Raw genomic sequence first — 14,427 nt, forward strand, 5'->3', positions numbered from 1 at the left:
CTGCGGCGCCGTGGGGGCGCCGGGCACGCCGCGCGGCAGGCCGCCGCCGGCCGGCAGGCTGGTGGTGGAGACGGCCTGCACCGGCGCCTGGGCGCCGCCCACGGCCACCAGCTTCGGCCGCTCCGCCGCCGGCTCCGGCAGGGCGTCTATACCGGTGGCGACCACCGAGACGCGCAGCCGGCCGTTCATCTCCTCGTCGATCGAGGAGCCGAAGATGATGTTGGCTTCCTCGTCCACCTCGCGGCGGATGCGGTTCGCGGCCTCGTCGACCTCGAACAGCGTCATGTCGTAGCCGCCGGTGATGTTGATCAGCACGCCCTTGGCGCCGAGCATCGAGGTGTCCTCGAGCAGCGGGTTGCTGATCGCGGCCTCGGCGGCCTTGACGGCGCGGTCCTCGCCCTCGGCCTCGCCGGTGCCCATCATGGCCTTGCCCATCTCGGCCATGACGGTGCGGATATCGGCGAAGTCCAGGTTGACGAGGCCCGGGTTCACCATCAGGTCGGTCACGCCGCGCACGCCCATGTGCAGCACGTCATCCGCCATCTTGAAGGCTTCCGCGAAGGTCGTCCTCTCGTTTGCCTTGCGGAAAAGATTCTGATTCGGAATGACGATCAGCGTGTCGACATAGGATTGCAGTTCCTCGAGCCCCGCCTCGGCCGCGCGCTTGCGCTTCGGCCCCTCGAAGTCGAAGGGGCGGGTGACGACGCCGACGGTGAGGATGCCACGCTCCCGCGCCATGCGCGCGATGACCGGTGCCGCGCCGGTGCCCGTGCCGCCGCCCATGCCCGCGGTGATGAAGACCATGTGCATGCCTTCAAGATGGCGTGCGAGGTCCTCGGTCGCTTCCTCGGCGGCGGCGCGGCCGATCTCCGGCTTCGCGCCGGCGCCGAGGCCCTGCGTCAGGTGCGGGCCCAGTTGCACACGCCGCTCGGCGCGGCTGTGCAGCAGGGCCTGCGCGTCCGTGTTGGCCACCAGGAACTCGACGCCGTCCAGACCCATCGCGATCATGTTGTTGACCGCGTTGCAGCCGGCGCCGCCCACACCGATCACGGTGATGCGCGGACTGAAATCCGTGTGCTGCTGGCGCGGGATCGTCAGGTTCAGCGTCATTGCAGCGTCTCTCCTCGGGAAGCGGGCATCATGGCGTGGCGGACAGAAGGGCGGGACCGGGGGGTGAACCAGTGGGTAGATTGCCTCAGACTCGATCGCGAAGCCAGTTGACGAAACGGGCAAATCGACCATTTCCGCGATCTTGTCCCGGATCGATATCAAGCAGCGGGCGACCCTCGCCGGCACCCCAGGCAACCAGCCCGATGGTCGTTGCGAAGTCGGGTCCTTGTGCAGGATCCGGCAGGCCGCGCAAGGGGAGAGGGCGTCCCAATCGCACCGGTCTGTCGAGAATCTGCGCGGCCAATTCGCGCAGGCCGACAAGCTGGCTCGCGCCGCCCGTCAGCACCACGCGCGCCCCGGCATCGCGGCCGAGCGCCGCGGCATCGAGACGGTCGCGCACCAGCTCCAGCGTTTCCTCGATTCGCGGCCGGATGATGTTGGTGATCGAGCTGCGCGGAATCGTCACGAGGTGGTCATCATCCTCGCCGACCTGCGGCACCGTCACCATCGCCTTCGCGTCATCGCCGCCATCGAGGGCGCTGCCGTCGAGTGTTTTTATTCTTTCCGCGTGTGCAATAGTCGTGGCGAGTCCACGCGCCAGGTCGTTGGTCACCTGCCAGCCGCCGACATGGATCTGCGCGGTGTGCAGCAGGTGGCCCTCGCCATAGACGGCGATGCTCGTGGTGCCGCCGCCCATGTCCACCACCGTGGCGCCGAGCTGGCGCTCATCCTCCACCAGCACGGAGAGGGCGGAGGCGTAAGGCGCGGAGACCAGCTCCTCCACCTCCAGGTCGCAGCCATGCAGGCAGATGCCGAGATTGCGCAGCGAGGCGGAGGCGGCATCGACGAGATGCAGCTGCGCCGCCAGCGTCTCACACATCATGCCGCGCGGATCCTCGACGCCCGGAGTCGCATCGATCGTGAATCCGAGCGTCGTGGCGTGCACCGTCTCACGCCCTTCATCGGCGGCGCGGCGGCGGCTCTCGCCCAGCACGGCGCGCAGGTCGGCATCCGTCACCGCGCGGCCGCCGATCGGCCACTGGATGGTCATCAGGCGCGAGGAGGGCTGGCCGCAGGAGAGGTTGACGATGGCGCCGGAGAGCTTGAGTTCCGCCGCCTCCTCCGCCTGCGCCACGGCGGCGCGGATGCACTGTTCCGCCTCGTGCAGGTCGACGATGTTGCCGCCCTTGATGCCGCGCGACTTCTGCCAGCCGCAGCCAAGCACGCGCGGCTTGCCATCGCCCTCGACGCGGGCGATCAGGCAGACGATCTTGGTGCTGCCGATATCGAGCACGCCGAAGGAGCCGCTGCGCGCGCGGCGGCGGCGCGTGGCGGCGGGGGTCAGCTCGGCCGGCGGGGCGACGCGCAGCAGCTTGCTCATCCGCGTCCGCTCCGCCGCTGCGCGTTGGCGCGCGGGTCCACCGGCTCCGGCGCCGGCTGCTGGCGCACCACCAGCCTGTCCGGCAGGCGCAGGTCGATGGCGGCCAGCGGCCGGTCCATCAGCGCGCTGCTCCGCTGCAATTCCGCGAGGCGCTTCACCGCCACATCCTCATGCCCCTCGGGCAGCAGCACGTCGGTGCCATTGTGCAGCCGCAGGTTCCAGCGCCGCTCGCCGACGAAGACCAGCGCCTGCACGCGGCGCTGCACATCGGGCTCCTGCTTCAGCGCGTCGTAGAGCGCGGCGCCCTGGCGGTGCGCGCCCTCGCCCACCAGCAGCGGCAGCGGGCCGAAGGCATCCAGCGTATCGGCGGAGACGACGCGCCCGTCACGGTCCACCACCGCGAACTCGCCCTGGTGCTGCCAGATGGCGAAGGGCTTCCGCTCGGTGATGGTGACGAGGATATTGCCCGAGAGATGGCGCTGCACCTCGGCGCTCTCGATCCAGGCGATGCTCTCCAGCCGCGCCTTCGCCTGGGTGGGGGAGAAGGCCAGCAGCGGATCGCCGAGCCGCACGCCGATGGCGGCGCGGATCAGCTCGCGCGGCGTGTTCTGCTGCCCGCGCACCACGATCTCGCTCACCGTCAGCCCCGCCTCGCCGGCGATCTCGGCGACATTCTCGGCCAGGAAGCTGAAGCGCCCGGCGGGGTCGAGGGCGGAGACGACCACCGCCCCCGCGCCCAGCACGCCGAGCCCGGCGAGGCCGAACAGCATCGGCCGCAGCATCGGCCGCTGGCGGCGCAGCCAGAGGCGCAGGCTGCTCGGCCGCTGCGGCGCCGCGCCGCGCGGGCGCGCGCCGTCCGAGGAGAGGCGCGTGCGGTCCTCGGCGCGCAGCCGTGCCGGACTACGGGCCATGGCGCGCCTCCCGCACCATCCAGGCGCAGAGATCGGGGAAGCTGATGCCGCAATGCGCCGCCTGCTCCGGCACCAGGCTCGTCGGCGTCATGCCGGGCTGGGTGTTCACCTCCAGCAGCACGAGGCGGCCCTGCGCGTCGTCATAGCGGAAGTCGGAGCGGCTGACGCCGCGGCAGCCGAGCGCCTGATGCGCGCGGAGCGCCGCCGATTTCGCGGCCTCGGCGATCGCCTCGGGCACCCGCGCGGGCAGGGTGTGCTGGCTGCCGCCGGCGGCGTATTTCGCGTCGTAGTCGTAGAAGATGTGGCCGGTGTCGATCTCCGTCACCGCCAGCGGCCGGTCGCCCATCACGGCCACGGTCAGCTCGCGGCCGGGGATGTATTCCTCGGTCATGATCTGCGGGCCGAAGCGCCAGCTGCGCGCGATCTCGGCGCGGCGGTTGTCGCCTTCCTTCAGGATCTCGACGCCGACGGAGGAGCCCTCGCTCACCGGCTTCACCACATAGGGGCGGTCCAGCGGGTCGGCCAGTTCCAGCTCATCCGGCGAGACCACGCGGTGCTCGGCCAGCGGCAGGCCATGCGCGGCGAAGACCGCCTTGGCCGCCGCCTTGTCCATGGCGACGGAGGAGGCGCGCACGCCGGAATGGGTGTAGGGGATGCCGAGCCAGTCGAGGATGCCCTGCACGCAGCCATCCTCGCCGAAGCGGCCATGCAGCGCGTTGAACACCGCATCCGGCTTCGCCTGCTGGAGGGCGGCGATCAGCGCCGGCAGGTCGCGCGTCACCTCGACGGGGGTGACGCGGAAGCCCGCCTCGCGCAGCGCCTCGATCACCTGGACCCCCGTGGAGAGCGAGACCTCGCGCTCCGCCGAGAAACCGCCGAACAGAACGGCGACATGGCTCATGCCGCAAACTCCCCGATGCGCTTGATTTCCCATTCCAGCATCGTGCCGGATTGCGCGGCGACGCGGGCGCGCACCGCCTCGCCGAGCCCTTCCAGATCAGCGGCGGTGGCGGCGCCGAGATTGAGCAGGAAGTTGCAGTGCTTCTCCGACACCTGCGCATCGCCCTGGCGCAGCCCGCGGCAGCCGGCGGCGTCGATCAGCGCCCAGGCTTTCTGGCCGTCCGGGTTCTTGAAGGTGGAACCGCCGGTGCGCGCGCGCACGGGCTGGCTCTCCTCCCGCGCGGCGCGGATGGCGTTCATGCGCGCGGCGATCTCCGCCGCGTCGCCCGGCCGGGCGTGGAAGCGCGCGCGCACCACCACGCCACCCTCGGGCAGTGTGGAGCGGCGATAGGCGAAGCCCAGCTCGGCGGCGGAGAGGCGCAGCAGGCCGGCGGGTGTCGCCACCTCGGCCCAGTCCAGCACGTCCTTCACCTCCGCCCCATAGGCGCCGGCATTCATGGCGACGGCGCCGCCGATGGCGCCCGGAATGCCGCAGAGGAATTCCAGCCCGGCGAGGCCGGCGGCGGCGGCGTGCTCGGCCACCGTCGCGTCCAGCGCGGCGGCGCCGGCGAGGATTCCCGCGCCATCCACAGCGATGTCGGAGAAGCCGCGCGCCAGCTTGACGACGACGCCGCGCACCCCGCCATCGCGCACCAGCAGGTTGGAGGCGGCGCCGATGACGGTGAGCGGCAGGCCGCGCGGGCGGTCGCGCAGCAGCAGCAGCAGGTCCTCCACATCAGCCGGGCGTACCAGCAGCTGCGCCGGCCCGCCGGTGCGGAACCAGGTGAAGGGGGCCAGCGGCGCCTCCGCCTGCACGCGCCCGCGCAGCGGCGGCAGGGCGGCGGCCGCGTCAGGCCCGGTTTCGGAGAAGGCGCGGCTCACCGGCCCCCCCCGGCCAGGCGTGGCCCGCGCGGCTGCAGCGCCGCCAGCTTCTCCGGCAGGCCCTGCGCCCAGCCCGTGATATTGCCGGCGCCGAGGCAGACCACATAGTCGCCCGGCTTGGCGATGGCGTTGATCATCTCCGGCAGGCTGTCCGGCCCGGGCAGGGGGACGACGCTGCGGTGGCCATGCGCGCGCAGGCCATCGACCAGTGAGTCGCGGTCGGCGCCCGGAATCGGCTGCTCGCCCGCCGCGTAGACATCGGCCACGATCACCGTGCCCGCGTCATTCATGCACTGGCAGAAATCCTCGAACAGCGCCTTGAGGCGGCTGTAGCGGTGCGGCTGCACGACGGCGATGACGTCGCGCGCGCCGGCCTGCCGCGCCGCCTTCAGCACGGCGGCGATCTCCACCGGGTGGTGGCCGTAGTCATCGATGATCTGCACGCCATTGGCCTCGCCCACGCGGGTGAAGCGGCGCTTCACGCCCTTGAAGCCGAGCAGGGCGGAGCGGATCGTGCCCTCGTCGATATCCATCTCGATGCCGACGGCGATGGCGGCCAGCGCGTTCTGTACATTGTGCTGGCCGAGCATGGGCAGGCGCATCGGCTTCAGCGTGCGGCTGCGCCCCGTCAGGCGGTCCTGCACGATCACCTCGAAGGTGGCGCCCATGCGGTCGGTGATCAGCCGCTCCGCCCGCACATCGGCCTGCGGCGAGAAGCCGTAGGTGATCAGGCGGCGGTCGATATGCGGGATCATCGCCTGCACATTGGGATGGTCGGCGCAGAGCACGGCGAAGCCGTAGAAAGGAATATTGCCGACGAACTGGGCATAGCCCTGTTTCATCGCCTCCTCGGTGCCCCAGTGGTCGAGGTGCTCGGCATCCATGTTGGTGACGACGGCGGCGACGGCGGGCAGGCGGAGAAAGGAACCATCGCTCTCATCCGCCTCCACCACCATCCAGTCGCCGGCGCCGAGGCGGGTGTTGGTGCCATAGGCGTTGATGATGCCGCCATTGATCACCGTGGGGTCGAGCTTCGCCGCCTCCAGCACGGTGGCCACCAGCGAGGTGGTGGTGGTCTTGCCATGGGTGCCGCCGATGGCGATGCCCCATTTCAGGCGCATCAGCTCCGCCAGCATCTCGGCGCGGCGGACGACGGGGATGAGGCGCTGGCGCGCCGCCGTCACCTCCGGATTGTCGCGCTTCACCGCCGTCGAGATGACGACGACCTGCGCGGCGCCGAGATTGGCCGCGTCATGCCCGACGGTGACGGGAATGCCGGCGGCGCGCAGCCGCTCGACATTGTAGCCCTCGGCGATGTCGCTGCCCTGCACCTGGTAGCCCAGATTGTGCAGCACCTCGGCGATGCCCGACATGCCGATGCCGCCGATGCCGACGAAGTGGATGGGTCCGATATTGAGCGGCAGGGCGCGCATCACGAGGCTTCCTGAAGACGGCGCGCTTCGGCGCGGGAGAGAACGAGGTCGGCCAGCCGCGCCGCGGCATCCGGCGCGGCGAGGCGCGCCGCGGCGGCGGCGGCCTCGGCCAGCGCCTCCGGCGAGTCGAGCAGGGTGGCGAGGCGCGCGGCCAGCGCCTCCGGCGTGCAGTCGGGCTGCGGCATCACCACGGCGGCGCCGCTGGCGGCCAGGGCGCGGGCATTGGCCGTCTGGTGGTCGTCGATGGCCTGCGGCAGCGGCACCAGGATGGCGCCGCGCCCGGCGCAGGCCAGCTCCGCCACGGTCGAGGCCCCGGCGCGCGCGATCACCAGATGCGCCGTGCCGTACAGCCCGGCGACATCGCCGAAGAAGGGGGCGAGTTCCGCCGGCACGCCCAGCGCCTCATAGGCGGCGCGGACGCGCGGCATGTCCTCGATGCGGCATTGCTGCACCAGGGAGAGGCGCGCGCGCAGCGGCGCCGGCAGCAGCGCGACGGCGGCGGGCACGACATCGGAGAAGATCCGCGCCCCCAGGCTGCCGCCCAGGACGAAGACGCGCAGCGGCCCCTGCGGCGGGGCGAAGCCCTGGCCGGCCAGCGCCGCCAGGGCCGGGCGCACCGGGTTGCCCACCACGGCGGTGGTGGTGCCCGCCGGCACCCGCGCCGTGCCGGCGAAGGAGAGCGCCAGCACATCGGCCCCGCGCGCCAGCAGCCGGTTGGCGCGGCCGAGCACGGCATTCTGCTCGTGCAGGATGGTGGCGGGGCGGAAGCCGCCCAGGCTGCGGAGGCTGAGGCTGCGCGCGGCCAGCAGCGGCGGCACGCAGGGATAGCCGCCAAAGCCCACCACCGCCTGCGGCCGCAGCCCGGCCAGGATGCGCCGCGCCTGCAGCGTGCCGGCGGCCAGCGCCAGCGCGCCCTGCGCCGCGCGCTGCAGCCCGCGCCCGGCCAGCCCCGCGCCCTTCAGCACGAAGCGCTCGGCATCGGCGAAGGCGGGGCTGCTGTAGTCGGCGCTGCGCGCATCGGTCATCAGCGCGATGCGCAGGCCGCGCCGCTGGAGCTCCGCCGCCAGTGCCTCGGCCGGGAAGAAATGCCCGCCCGTGCCGCCGGCGGCGATGACGATGGGCGCGTCAGGGGAGGGGGCGTCGCTCATTCCGCCTCCACCCGCGCGAGGCGGCGGCGCGTCAGCGCCAGCAGCATGCCCATGCCGAGCGCGACCGCGACCACCGAGGAGCCGCCATAGGAGATGAAGGGCAGCGTCATGCCCTTGGTCGGGATCAGGTGCAGGGCCGAGCCCATGTTGATGAAGGCCTGCAGGCCGAACTGCGTCAGCAGCCCGGTGGCGCCGAGGATGATGAACAGGTCCTTCTCCCCCAGCAGGCGCAGCAGCCCGCGCAGCACGACGAAGCCGAACAGGCCGAGGATCAGCAGGCAGACCGCCAGCCCGAACTCCTCCCCCGCCACGGCGAAGACGAAATCGGCATGGGCGTCGGGCAGCATGGCCTTCAGCCGGCCCTCGCCGGGGCCGACGCCGAGCAGCCCGCCATGGCCGAAGGCCTCCATCGCCACCTGCACCTGGTAGGTGTCGCCCGAGGCGGGGTCGAGGAAGCGGTCGATGCGGCTGCGGAAATGCGGCAGCACGAAATAGGCGCCGATGCCGCCCAGCACGCCCGCCACGCCGCAGCCCGCCACCAGGAACATGTTGATGCCGGCGACGAAAAGCTGCGCGCAGAAGACCGAGGCGACGACGATGAGCATGCCCATGTCCGGCTGCTTCACCAGCACGCCGGCCACCAGCAGGAAGGCGAGGAGGGCGCCCGCCGTGGCCTTCCAGCCGAGGCTCTTGGCCTCCGCCAGCAGCCAGGCGGCGACGACGGCGAAGCAGGGCTTGAGGAATTCGGAGGGCTGCAGCGTCATCCCCGGAATATGCAGCCAGCGCCGCGCGCCCTTGATCTCGACGCCGACGGAAAGCGTCGCCGCCGTCATCAGCAGCGCGCCCAGGAAGCCGAGCAGGGCGAGGCGCCGCACCTGCTTCACCGAGAGCAGGGAGATGGCGACCATCACCCCGGTGGCCAGGGCCAGGAAGAAGACCTGCTTCAGGATGAAGAGATCGCGCGAGGAGGCGCCGATGCGCTCCGCCACGCCCGGGCTCGCCGCCAGCAGCATGACATAGCCGAAGCCGACCAGCGCCATCAGCGCCGCCAGCGTCCAGCGGTCCACCGTCCACCACCAGCGGCCGAGGACCGAGGTATCGGCGCGGGAGAGGGCCATCACGCATCCTCCGGCAGGGCGGCGACGAGGGCGCGGAAGGCATCGCCGCGCGCCTCGAAGCCGCTGAACTGGTCAAAGCTGGCGCAGGCGGGGGAGAGCAGCACCGTCCCCACCCCCGCGGCGCGCGCGGCGGCCAGGGCGGCGGGCAGGGCGGCCTCCAGCGTGCCGGCGATGGTGGCGGGCACGCCATGGGCGGCCAGGGTGGCGGCGAAATCGCCGGCGGACTGGCCGATCAGCACGGCGGCGGCGATGCGCGGGAAGAGCGGGGCCAGGCTGTCGATGCCCCCCGCCTTCGGCACCCCGCCGGCGATCCACACCACGCGCTCATAGCTGGAGAGCGCGGGGGCCGTGCTCTCGGCATTGGTCGCCTTGCTGTCATTGACGAAGAGGATGCCGCCGCGCGTGCCGACGCGCTCCTGCCGGTGCGGCAGGCCGGGGAAGCTGGCGAGGCCCGCCGCGATGGCGGCGCGCGGCAGGCCGAGCGCCAGGGCGGCGGCGGCGGCGGCGGCGGCGTTCTGCGCGTTGTGGCGGCCGGGCAGGGCGGGGGCGGTGTCGAGGTCGGCGAGCACGCCCGCTGCGTCGCGCAGCAGCCGGCCCTCGGCCCAGACCCCGCCCGGCTGCGCGGCATGGCCGGAGACGGGGATGACGCGCCCCGTGCGGCCCTCTGCGAACCAGGGGCCCCAGGCGTCATCCAGGGCGATGATGGCGGCATCCCCCGCCTGCTGGCGGTCGAAGATATGCGCCTTGGCGGCGGCATAGCCGGCCATGTCGCCATGGCGGTCGATATGGTCCGGCGTCAGGTTGAGCTGGATGGCGACATCGAAGCGCAGCCGCGCCAGCCGCTCCAGCATGTAGCTCGACATTTCCAGCACATAGACGCCCGCGTCGCCGAGCAGCGGCAGGCCGATGGCGGCGGGGCCGAGATTGCCGCCGACGGCGCTCTCCCACCCCGCCCCGGCCAGCAGGTGGTGCAGCAGCGCCGTGGTGGTGGATTTGCCATTGGTGCCGGTGATGCCGGCGAAGCGCGCCCGGCTGCCGCTGGCGCGCACGGCGCGGAACAGCAGCTCGGCATCGCAGAGCACCGGCACCCCCGCCGCCCGCGCCGCCGCTGCGGCCGGGTGGACGCGCGGCAGGCGGTGCGGAATGCCCGGCGAGAGCAGCAGCGCGTCGAAGGGGAAGCCCGGCAGCGCCGCCGGGTCGCCCACCGGCAGGCCCTCGGCCGCGGCGGCGGCGCGGTTCTCTGCCTTGTCGTCCCAGCAGAGCAGGCTGGCGCCCCAGCCGAGCAGGCGGCGCGCCGCCGGCAGCCCGGCACGGCCCAGCCCCACCACGGCCAGGCGCTGCCCGGCGAAGGGGGTGAAGGCGGCGGGGAGGGGGGCGGCGGCGCTCATCTCAGCGGATCTTCAGCGTCGAGAGGCCGATGAGGGCCAGGATCATGGCGATGATCCAGAAGCGGATGACGATGGTGGGCTCGGCCCAGCCCTTCTTCTCGAAATGGTGGTGCAGCGGCGCCATCAGGAAGACGCGCCGGCCGGTGCGCTTGTACCAGAAGACCTGGATGATGACCGAGACCGTCTCCACCACGAAGAGGCCGCCGACGATGGCCAGCACCACCTCGTGCTTGGTGGCCACCGCCACGGCGCCGAGCGCGCCGCCGAGGGCGAGGCTGCCCGTATCGCCCATGAAGACCTTGGCCGGCGGGGCGTTGAACCACAGGAAGCCGATGCCCGCGCCGATCAGCGCCGAGCAGAACACCGCCAGCTCCGCCGTGCCGGGCACGCCGTTGAGCTGGAGATACTCGGCGAAGAGGCGGTTGCCGACGAGGTAGGAGATCAGCGCGAAGACGCCCGCGGCCAGCAGCACCGGCACGGTGGCGAGGCCGTCCAGCCCGTCCGTCAGGTTCACGGCGTTGGAGGCGCCCATCATCACCAGCATGGCGACGACGGGGAAGAGGAAGCCGAAGCCGACCAGCGCGTCCTTGAACACCGGCATGGCCAGCTTGTCGGCGAGCGCGCCGGGCATCAGCGCGGTGATCCAGAAGGCGGCGAGCAGCCCGACCCCGGCCTGCACCACCAGCTTGGCCCTGCCGGAGACGCCCTTGGTGTTGCGCTTGGTGACCTTCAGCCAGTCATCCCAGAAGCCGAGCAGCCCATAGCCCAGCGTCACCAGCAGCACGGCCCAGACGAAGCCGTTGCGCAGATCCGCCCAGAGCAGGGTGGAGGCGGTGAGGGCGAGCAGGATCAGCACGCCGCCCATGGTGGGCGTGCCCTTCTTGGTCAGCAGGTGGCCTTCCGGCCCGTCGGTGCGGATGGGCTGGCCGCCATTCTGGAAGGTGCGCAGCCAGGCGATGATGCGGGCGCCGAAGAACAGGCTGATGAACAGCGCCGTCATGCAGGCGGCGCCGGCCCGGAACGTGACGTACCGGAACAGGTTGAACAGGAAGAACCCGTCCGCATTGGAGGACAGGAGGTTGAAAATCATGGAAGCGCCCCTTCGCGCGGCGTGGGCGTCCTGCCCTGCGCCGCCGATGTCAGGCCCCGGACCACCACCGCCATGCGGCTGCCCAGGGACCCCTTGACCAGAATGACATCGCCCGGACGCACGGCCTGCCGCACCAGCGGGGCCAGTTCTTCGCTGCTGTCCCGATGCGCGCCGCGCCGGTTCTCCGGCAGGGCGTCGTACAGGCCGCGCATCAGTGCACCGCAGCAAAATACCATATCCGCCGCCGCCAGCACATCGGGGAGCAGGGATGCATGCAGCGCAGGGCCGTATTCGCCCAGCTCCCGCATGTCGCCCAGCACGGCGATGCGCCGGCCGCCGGGGCCGGGGGGCTGCACCCCCAGCACGCCGAGCCCGGCCCGCATGGCGGGGGGCTGGCCGTTATAGCTGTCGTCCAGCAGCAGGGCGGTGCCGCCCGGCAGGTCCAGCACCACCCGCCCGCCGCGCCCGGCACCGGGGCGGAAGCTCTCCAGCGCCGCCAGGAAGGCCTCCCGCCCGGCGCCCAGCGCCTCGGCCACGGCGATGGCGGCCAGGGCGTTCAGCGCCAGGTGCCGCCCCGGCGCCGCCAGCCGCAGATCGCGCGCCTCGCCGCGCAGGGAGAGGCGGGCCAGCCCGCCCTCGGCCTCGCCCTGGTAGTCCAGCAGGCGGTACTCGGCCGCCGCGTCGCTGCCGAAGGGGATGACCACCAGCCCGGCCTCCGCCGCGCGCGCGGCGAGGCGGGGGAAGCTCGCGGCATCGCGCGGCAGCACCACCGGGGCGCCGGGGGCGAGGCCCTGCAGGATGTCCGCCTTCTCCTCCGCGATCTCCTCCAGCGAGCCGAGATGGCCGATATGCGCCGCCTCCACCGTGGTGATGGCGGCGACATGCGGGCGGGCCAGCCGCGCCAGCGGGGCGATCTCGCCCCGGTGGTTCATGCCGATCTCCAGCACGCCATATTCGGCCTCGCGCGGCATGCGGGCGAGGGTGAGGGGCAGGCCCCACTGGTTGTTGTAGCTGGCCACCGCCGCATGGGTGGGCGCCAGGGCGGCGAGGCCGTGGCGCAGCATCTCCTTGGTGGTGGTCTTGCCGACGCTGCCGGTGATGGCGGCGATGCGCGCGCCGCTGCGCGCCCGCGCCGCGGCGCCGAGGGCGCGCAGCCCTTCCAGCGTCTCGCCCACGCGCAGCAGCGGCGCCCCGGGGGCGATGCCCGGCGGGTCATGGTCCACCAGCGCGGCGGCGGCGCCGCGCGCCAGCGCATCGGCCACGAAGTCATGCCCGTCCCGCGCATCGCGCAGCGCGACGAACAATTCCCCCGGCCCGGTGGCGCGGCTGTCGATGCCGACGCTGCGGATCTCCAGCCCCTCCGGGCAGGTGCCGCCGGTGGCCGCGCGCAGTTCTTCCGAGGTCCAGAGCACCGGGCTCATGCCGCCACCCCCGCCAGTTCGCGCACCACCGCCGCATCGTCGAAGGGGTGGGTGACGGTGCCGATGGTCTGGCCCGCCTCATGCCCCTTGCCCGCCACCACCAGCACATCGCCGGGGCCGAGCGCCGCCAGCCCGGCGGCGATGGCCGCCGCGCGGTCGCCGATCTCGCTGATCGCGGCGCCGCCCGCCATGCCGGCGCGCACGGCGGCGCGGATGGCCGCCGGGTCCTCGCCGCGTGGATTGTCGTCGGTCAGGATGGCGTGGTCGGCGAGGCGGGCGCAGACCTCGCCCATCAGCGGGCGCTTGCCGCCATCACGGTCGCCGCCGGCGCCGAAGACCACATGCAGCCGCCCCTCGGTATGCGGCCGCAGCGCGGTGAGCAGCCGCTCCAGCGCATCCGGCGTATGGGCATAATCGACATAGACGGCGGCGCCATGGCCGAGCCGCGCCGCCAGCTCCATCCGCCCGCGCACGCCGGTGAGGCGCGGCAGCAGCGCCGCCACCCGGTCCGCCGCCATGCCGGCGGAAACCGCCAGCCCGGCCGCCAGCATCACATTGTCCGCCTGGAAGCGGCCGGGCAGGGCCAGCATCGCCTCCACCCGGCGGCCATAGAGGTCGAGCGCCAGGAGCTGCCCATCCGGGCGGGGGGTGTGGCGCAGCAGGCGGATGGCCTCGCCCGCCTCGCCCACGGTGGCGAGCCGCAGATGCCGCCGCCGCGCCACGGCGCGCAGCGCCTCCAGCATCTCCGGCGCCATGTCGGCATTGACGACGGCGCCATCCCCCTGGTCCAGCAGCGTGTCGAACAGCCGCAGCTTGGCCGCCGCATAGGCCGCCATGCCGCCATGGTAGTCGAGATGGTCGCGCGTCAGGTTGGAGAAGCCGGCCGCCGTCAGCAGCAGCCCGTCCAGCCGGCGCTGCTCCAGCCCGTGCGAGGAGGCCTCCAGCGCCAGGCGCTGCACCCCGGCGCGGGCGAGCCCCGCCAGGGTGGCGTGCAGCGTCACCGGGTCCGGCGTGGTCTGCGACGGCGTCTCCGGGAAACCCTCCGCCCGCAGCCCGAGCGTGCCGAGCGAGGCCGCCTTCTCCCCCGCCAGGGTCCAGATCTGGCGCAGGAAATCGACCGTGCTGGTCTTGCCGTTGGTGCCGGTGACGGCGACGGCGATGGCCGGCTGCTGGCCGTGGAAGGCGGCGGCCATCTGCGCCAGGGCGCGGCGCGGGTCGGGGTCGGTCAGCAGCGGGCGCGGCGGCACGCCGGGGGGCCATTCCGTGCCCTCCGGCGCCAGGATGGCGCTCGCCCCCTGGTCCACGGCGGCGGGGATGAAGTCGCGCCCGTCGGCGCGCGTGCCGGGCAGGGCCGCAAAGAGGAAGCCGGGCCGCACGGCCCGGCTGTCGGCGGTCAGCCCGGCGATGTCGAGGCCGGGCGGGGCGCCGCCGCCCTGCTGGGGGTGCGCGCCGGGCGCCCGGCGCAGCAGGTCAGCGAGCCGCATGGGAGGGCTCCACCGCCGTCAGGCGCAGCGGCACGGGCGGCTGCAGCGTGCCCGGCGTGGCCGGGATGGGCATCAGGCCGCGCGGCACCACCGGCGGGGCGGCGTCGCCGCGCCCGGCGGGG

12 protein-coding genes are annotated in these 14,427 nt (G+C 73.1%); all 12 read right to left on the reverse strand.

The features are described from left to right. A partial coding sequence (gene ftsZ, locus NON00_RS21400) for a cell division protein FtsZ (protein ID WP_256024784.1) occupies positions 1–1,110 on the reverse strand: 1,110 nt, incomplete at its 3' end. 85 nt (positions 1,111–1,195) lie between these two features. Then, entirely contained in the window at positions 1,196–2,491 is a 1,296-nt protein-coding gene (gene ftsA / locus NON00_RS21405; RefSeq protein WP_256024785.1) for a cell division protein FtsA, read from the reverse strand. After that, a complete protein-coding gene (locus NON00_RS21410; RefSeq protein ID WP_256024786.1) occupies positions 2,488–3,402 on the reverse strand; it encodes a cell division protein FtsQ/DivIB in 915 nt (304 codons plus the stop codon). Before NON00_RS21410 ends, ftsA begins: the two co-directional genes overlap by 4 nt. Then, positions 3,392–4,303: a D-alanine--D-alanine ligase gene (locus NON00_RS21415; protein ID WP_256024787.1), complete on the reverse strand. Its 912-nt coding sequence runs from the start codon at positions 4,301–4,303 to the stop codon at positions 3,392–3,394. The genes NON00_RS21410 and NON00_RS21415 overlap by 11 nt, the downstream gene beginning before the upstream one ends. Beyond that, positions 4,300–5,223, reverse strand: coding sequence for a UDP-N-acetylmuramate dehydrogenase (gene murB, locus NON00_RS21420; protein ID WP_256024788.1), 924 nt, complete (start codon positions 5,221–5,223; stop codon positions 4,300–4,302). The genes NON00_RS21415 and murB overlap by 4 nt, the downstream gene beginning before the upstream one ends. Continuing rightward, positions 5,220–6,656 (reverse strand): UDP-N-acetylmuramate--L-alanine ligase, encoded by a 1,437-nt coding sequence (murC, locus tag NON00_RS21425; RefSeq protein WP_256024789.1) that lies wholly within the window; start codon positions 6,654–6,656, stop codon positions 5,220–5,222. The genes murB and murC overlap by 4 nt, the downstream gene beginning before the upstream one ends. Continuing rightward, complete coding sequence (gene murG / locus NON00_RS21430; protein ID WP_256024790.1) at positions 6,656–7,804, reverse strand: undecaprenyldiphospho-muramoylpentapeptide beta-N-acetylglucosaminyltransferase; 1,149 nt, start codon at positions 7,802–7,804, stop codon at positions 6,656–6,658. The genes murC and murG overlap by 1 nt, the downstream gene beginning before the upstream one ends. Further along, positions 7,801–8,922, reverse strand: coding sequence for an FtsW/RodA/SpoVE family cell cycle protein (locus NON00_RS21435; RefSeq protein ID WP_256024791.1), 1,122 nt, complete (start codon positions 8,920–8,922; stop codon positions 7,801–7,803). Before NON00_RS21435 ends, murG begins: the two co-directional genes overlap by 4 nt. Beyond that, the gene (murD, locus tag NON00_RS21440) at positions 8,922–10,310 is read right to left on the reverse strand and encodes a UDP-N-acetylmuramoyl-L-alanine--D-glutamate ligase (protein ID WP_256024792.1); all 1,389 of its coding nucleotides are present in this window, start codon (positions 10,308–10,310) and stop codon (positions 8,922–8,924) included. The genes NON00_RS21435 and murD overlap by 1 nt, the downstream gene beginning before the upstream one ends. A 1-nt stretch (position 10,311) precedes the next feature. Next, a complete protein-coding gene (gene mraY, locus NON00_RS21445) occupies positions 10,312–11,400 on the reverse strand; it encodes a phospho-N-acetylmuramoyl-pentapeptide-transferase (protein ID WP_256024793.1) in 1,089 nt (362 codons plus the stop codon). After that, complete coding sequence (gene murF, locus NON00_RS21450) at positions 11,397–12,821, reverse strand: UDP-N-acetylmuramoyl-tripeptide--D-alanyl-D-alanine ligase (protein WP_256024794.1); 1,425 nt, start codon at positions 12,819–12,821, stop codon at positions 11,397–11,399. The genes mraY and murF overlap by 4 nt, the downstream gene beginning before the upstream one ends. Then, positions 12,818–14,305, reverse strand: coding sequence for a UDP-N-acetylmuramoyl-L-alanyl-D-glutamate--2,6-diaminopimelate ligase (locus NON00_RS21455; protein ID WP_256024795.1), 1,488 nt, complete (start codon positions 14,303–14,305; stop codon positions 12,818–12,820). Before NON00_RS21455 ends, murF begins: the two co-directional genes overlap by 4 nt. Positions 14,306–14,427 lie beyond the last annotated feature (122 nt).

The organism is Roseomonas sp. GC11, from assembly GCF_024437745.1.
In the GTDB taxonomy this organism is placed as follows: domain Bacteria; phylum Pseudomonadota; class Alphaproteobacteria; order Acetobacterales; family Acetobacteraceae; genus Pseudoroseomonas.

What these genes read in the sequence shown, in the direction of transcription:
- ftsA (WP_256024785.1), bottom strand. Translation starts at nt 2,491, where the DNA reads ATGAGCAAGCTGCTGCGCGTCGCCCCGCCGGCCGAGCTGACCCCCGCC.
- NON00_RS21410 (WP_256024786.1), bottom strand. Translation starts at nt 3,402, where the DNA reads ATGGCCCGTAGTCCGGCACGGCTGCGCGCCGAGGACCGCACGCGCCTC.
- NON00_RS21415 (WP_256024787.1), bottom strand. Translation starts at nt 4,303, where the DNA reads ATGAGCCATGTCGCCGTTCTGTTCGGCGGTTTCTCGGCGGAGCGCGAG.
- murC (WP_256024789.1), bottom strand. Translation starts at nt 6,656, where the DNA reads ATGCGCGCCCTGCCGCTCAATATCGGACCCATCCACTTCGTCGGCATC.
- murG (WP_256024790.1), bottom strand. Translation starts at nt 7,804, where the DNA reads ATGAGCGACGCCCCCTCCCCTGACGCGCCCATCGTCATCGCCGCCGGC.
- NON00_RS21435 (WP_256024791.1), bottom strand. Translation starts at nt 8,922, where the DNA reads ATGGCCCTCTCCCGCGCCGATACCTCGGTCCTCGGCCGCTGGTGGTGG.
- murD (WP_256024792.1), bottom strand. Translation starts at nt 10,310, where the DNA reads ATGAGCGCCGCCGCCCCCCTCCCCGCCGCCTTCACCCCCTTCGCCGGG.
- mraY (WP_256024793.1), bottom strand. Translation starts at nt 11,400, where the DNA reads ATGATTTTCAACCTCCTGTCCTCCAATGCGGACGGGTTCTTCCTGTTC.
- murF (WP_256024794.1), bottom strand. Translation starts at nt 12,821, where the DNA reads ATGAGCCCGGTGCTCTGGACCTCGGAAGAACTGCGCGCGGCCACCGGC.
- NON00_RS21455 (WP_256024795.1), bottom strand. Translation starts at nt 14,305, where the DNA reads ATGCGGCTCGCTGACCTGCTGCGCCGGGCGCCCGGCGCGCACCCCCAG.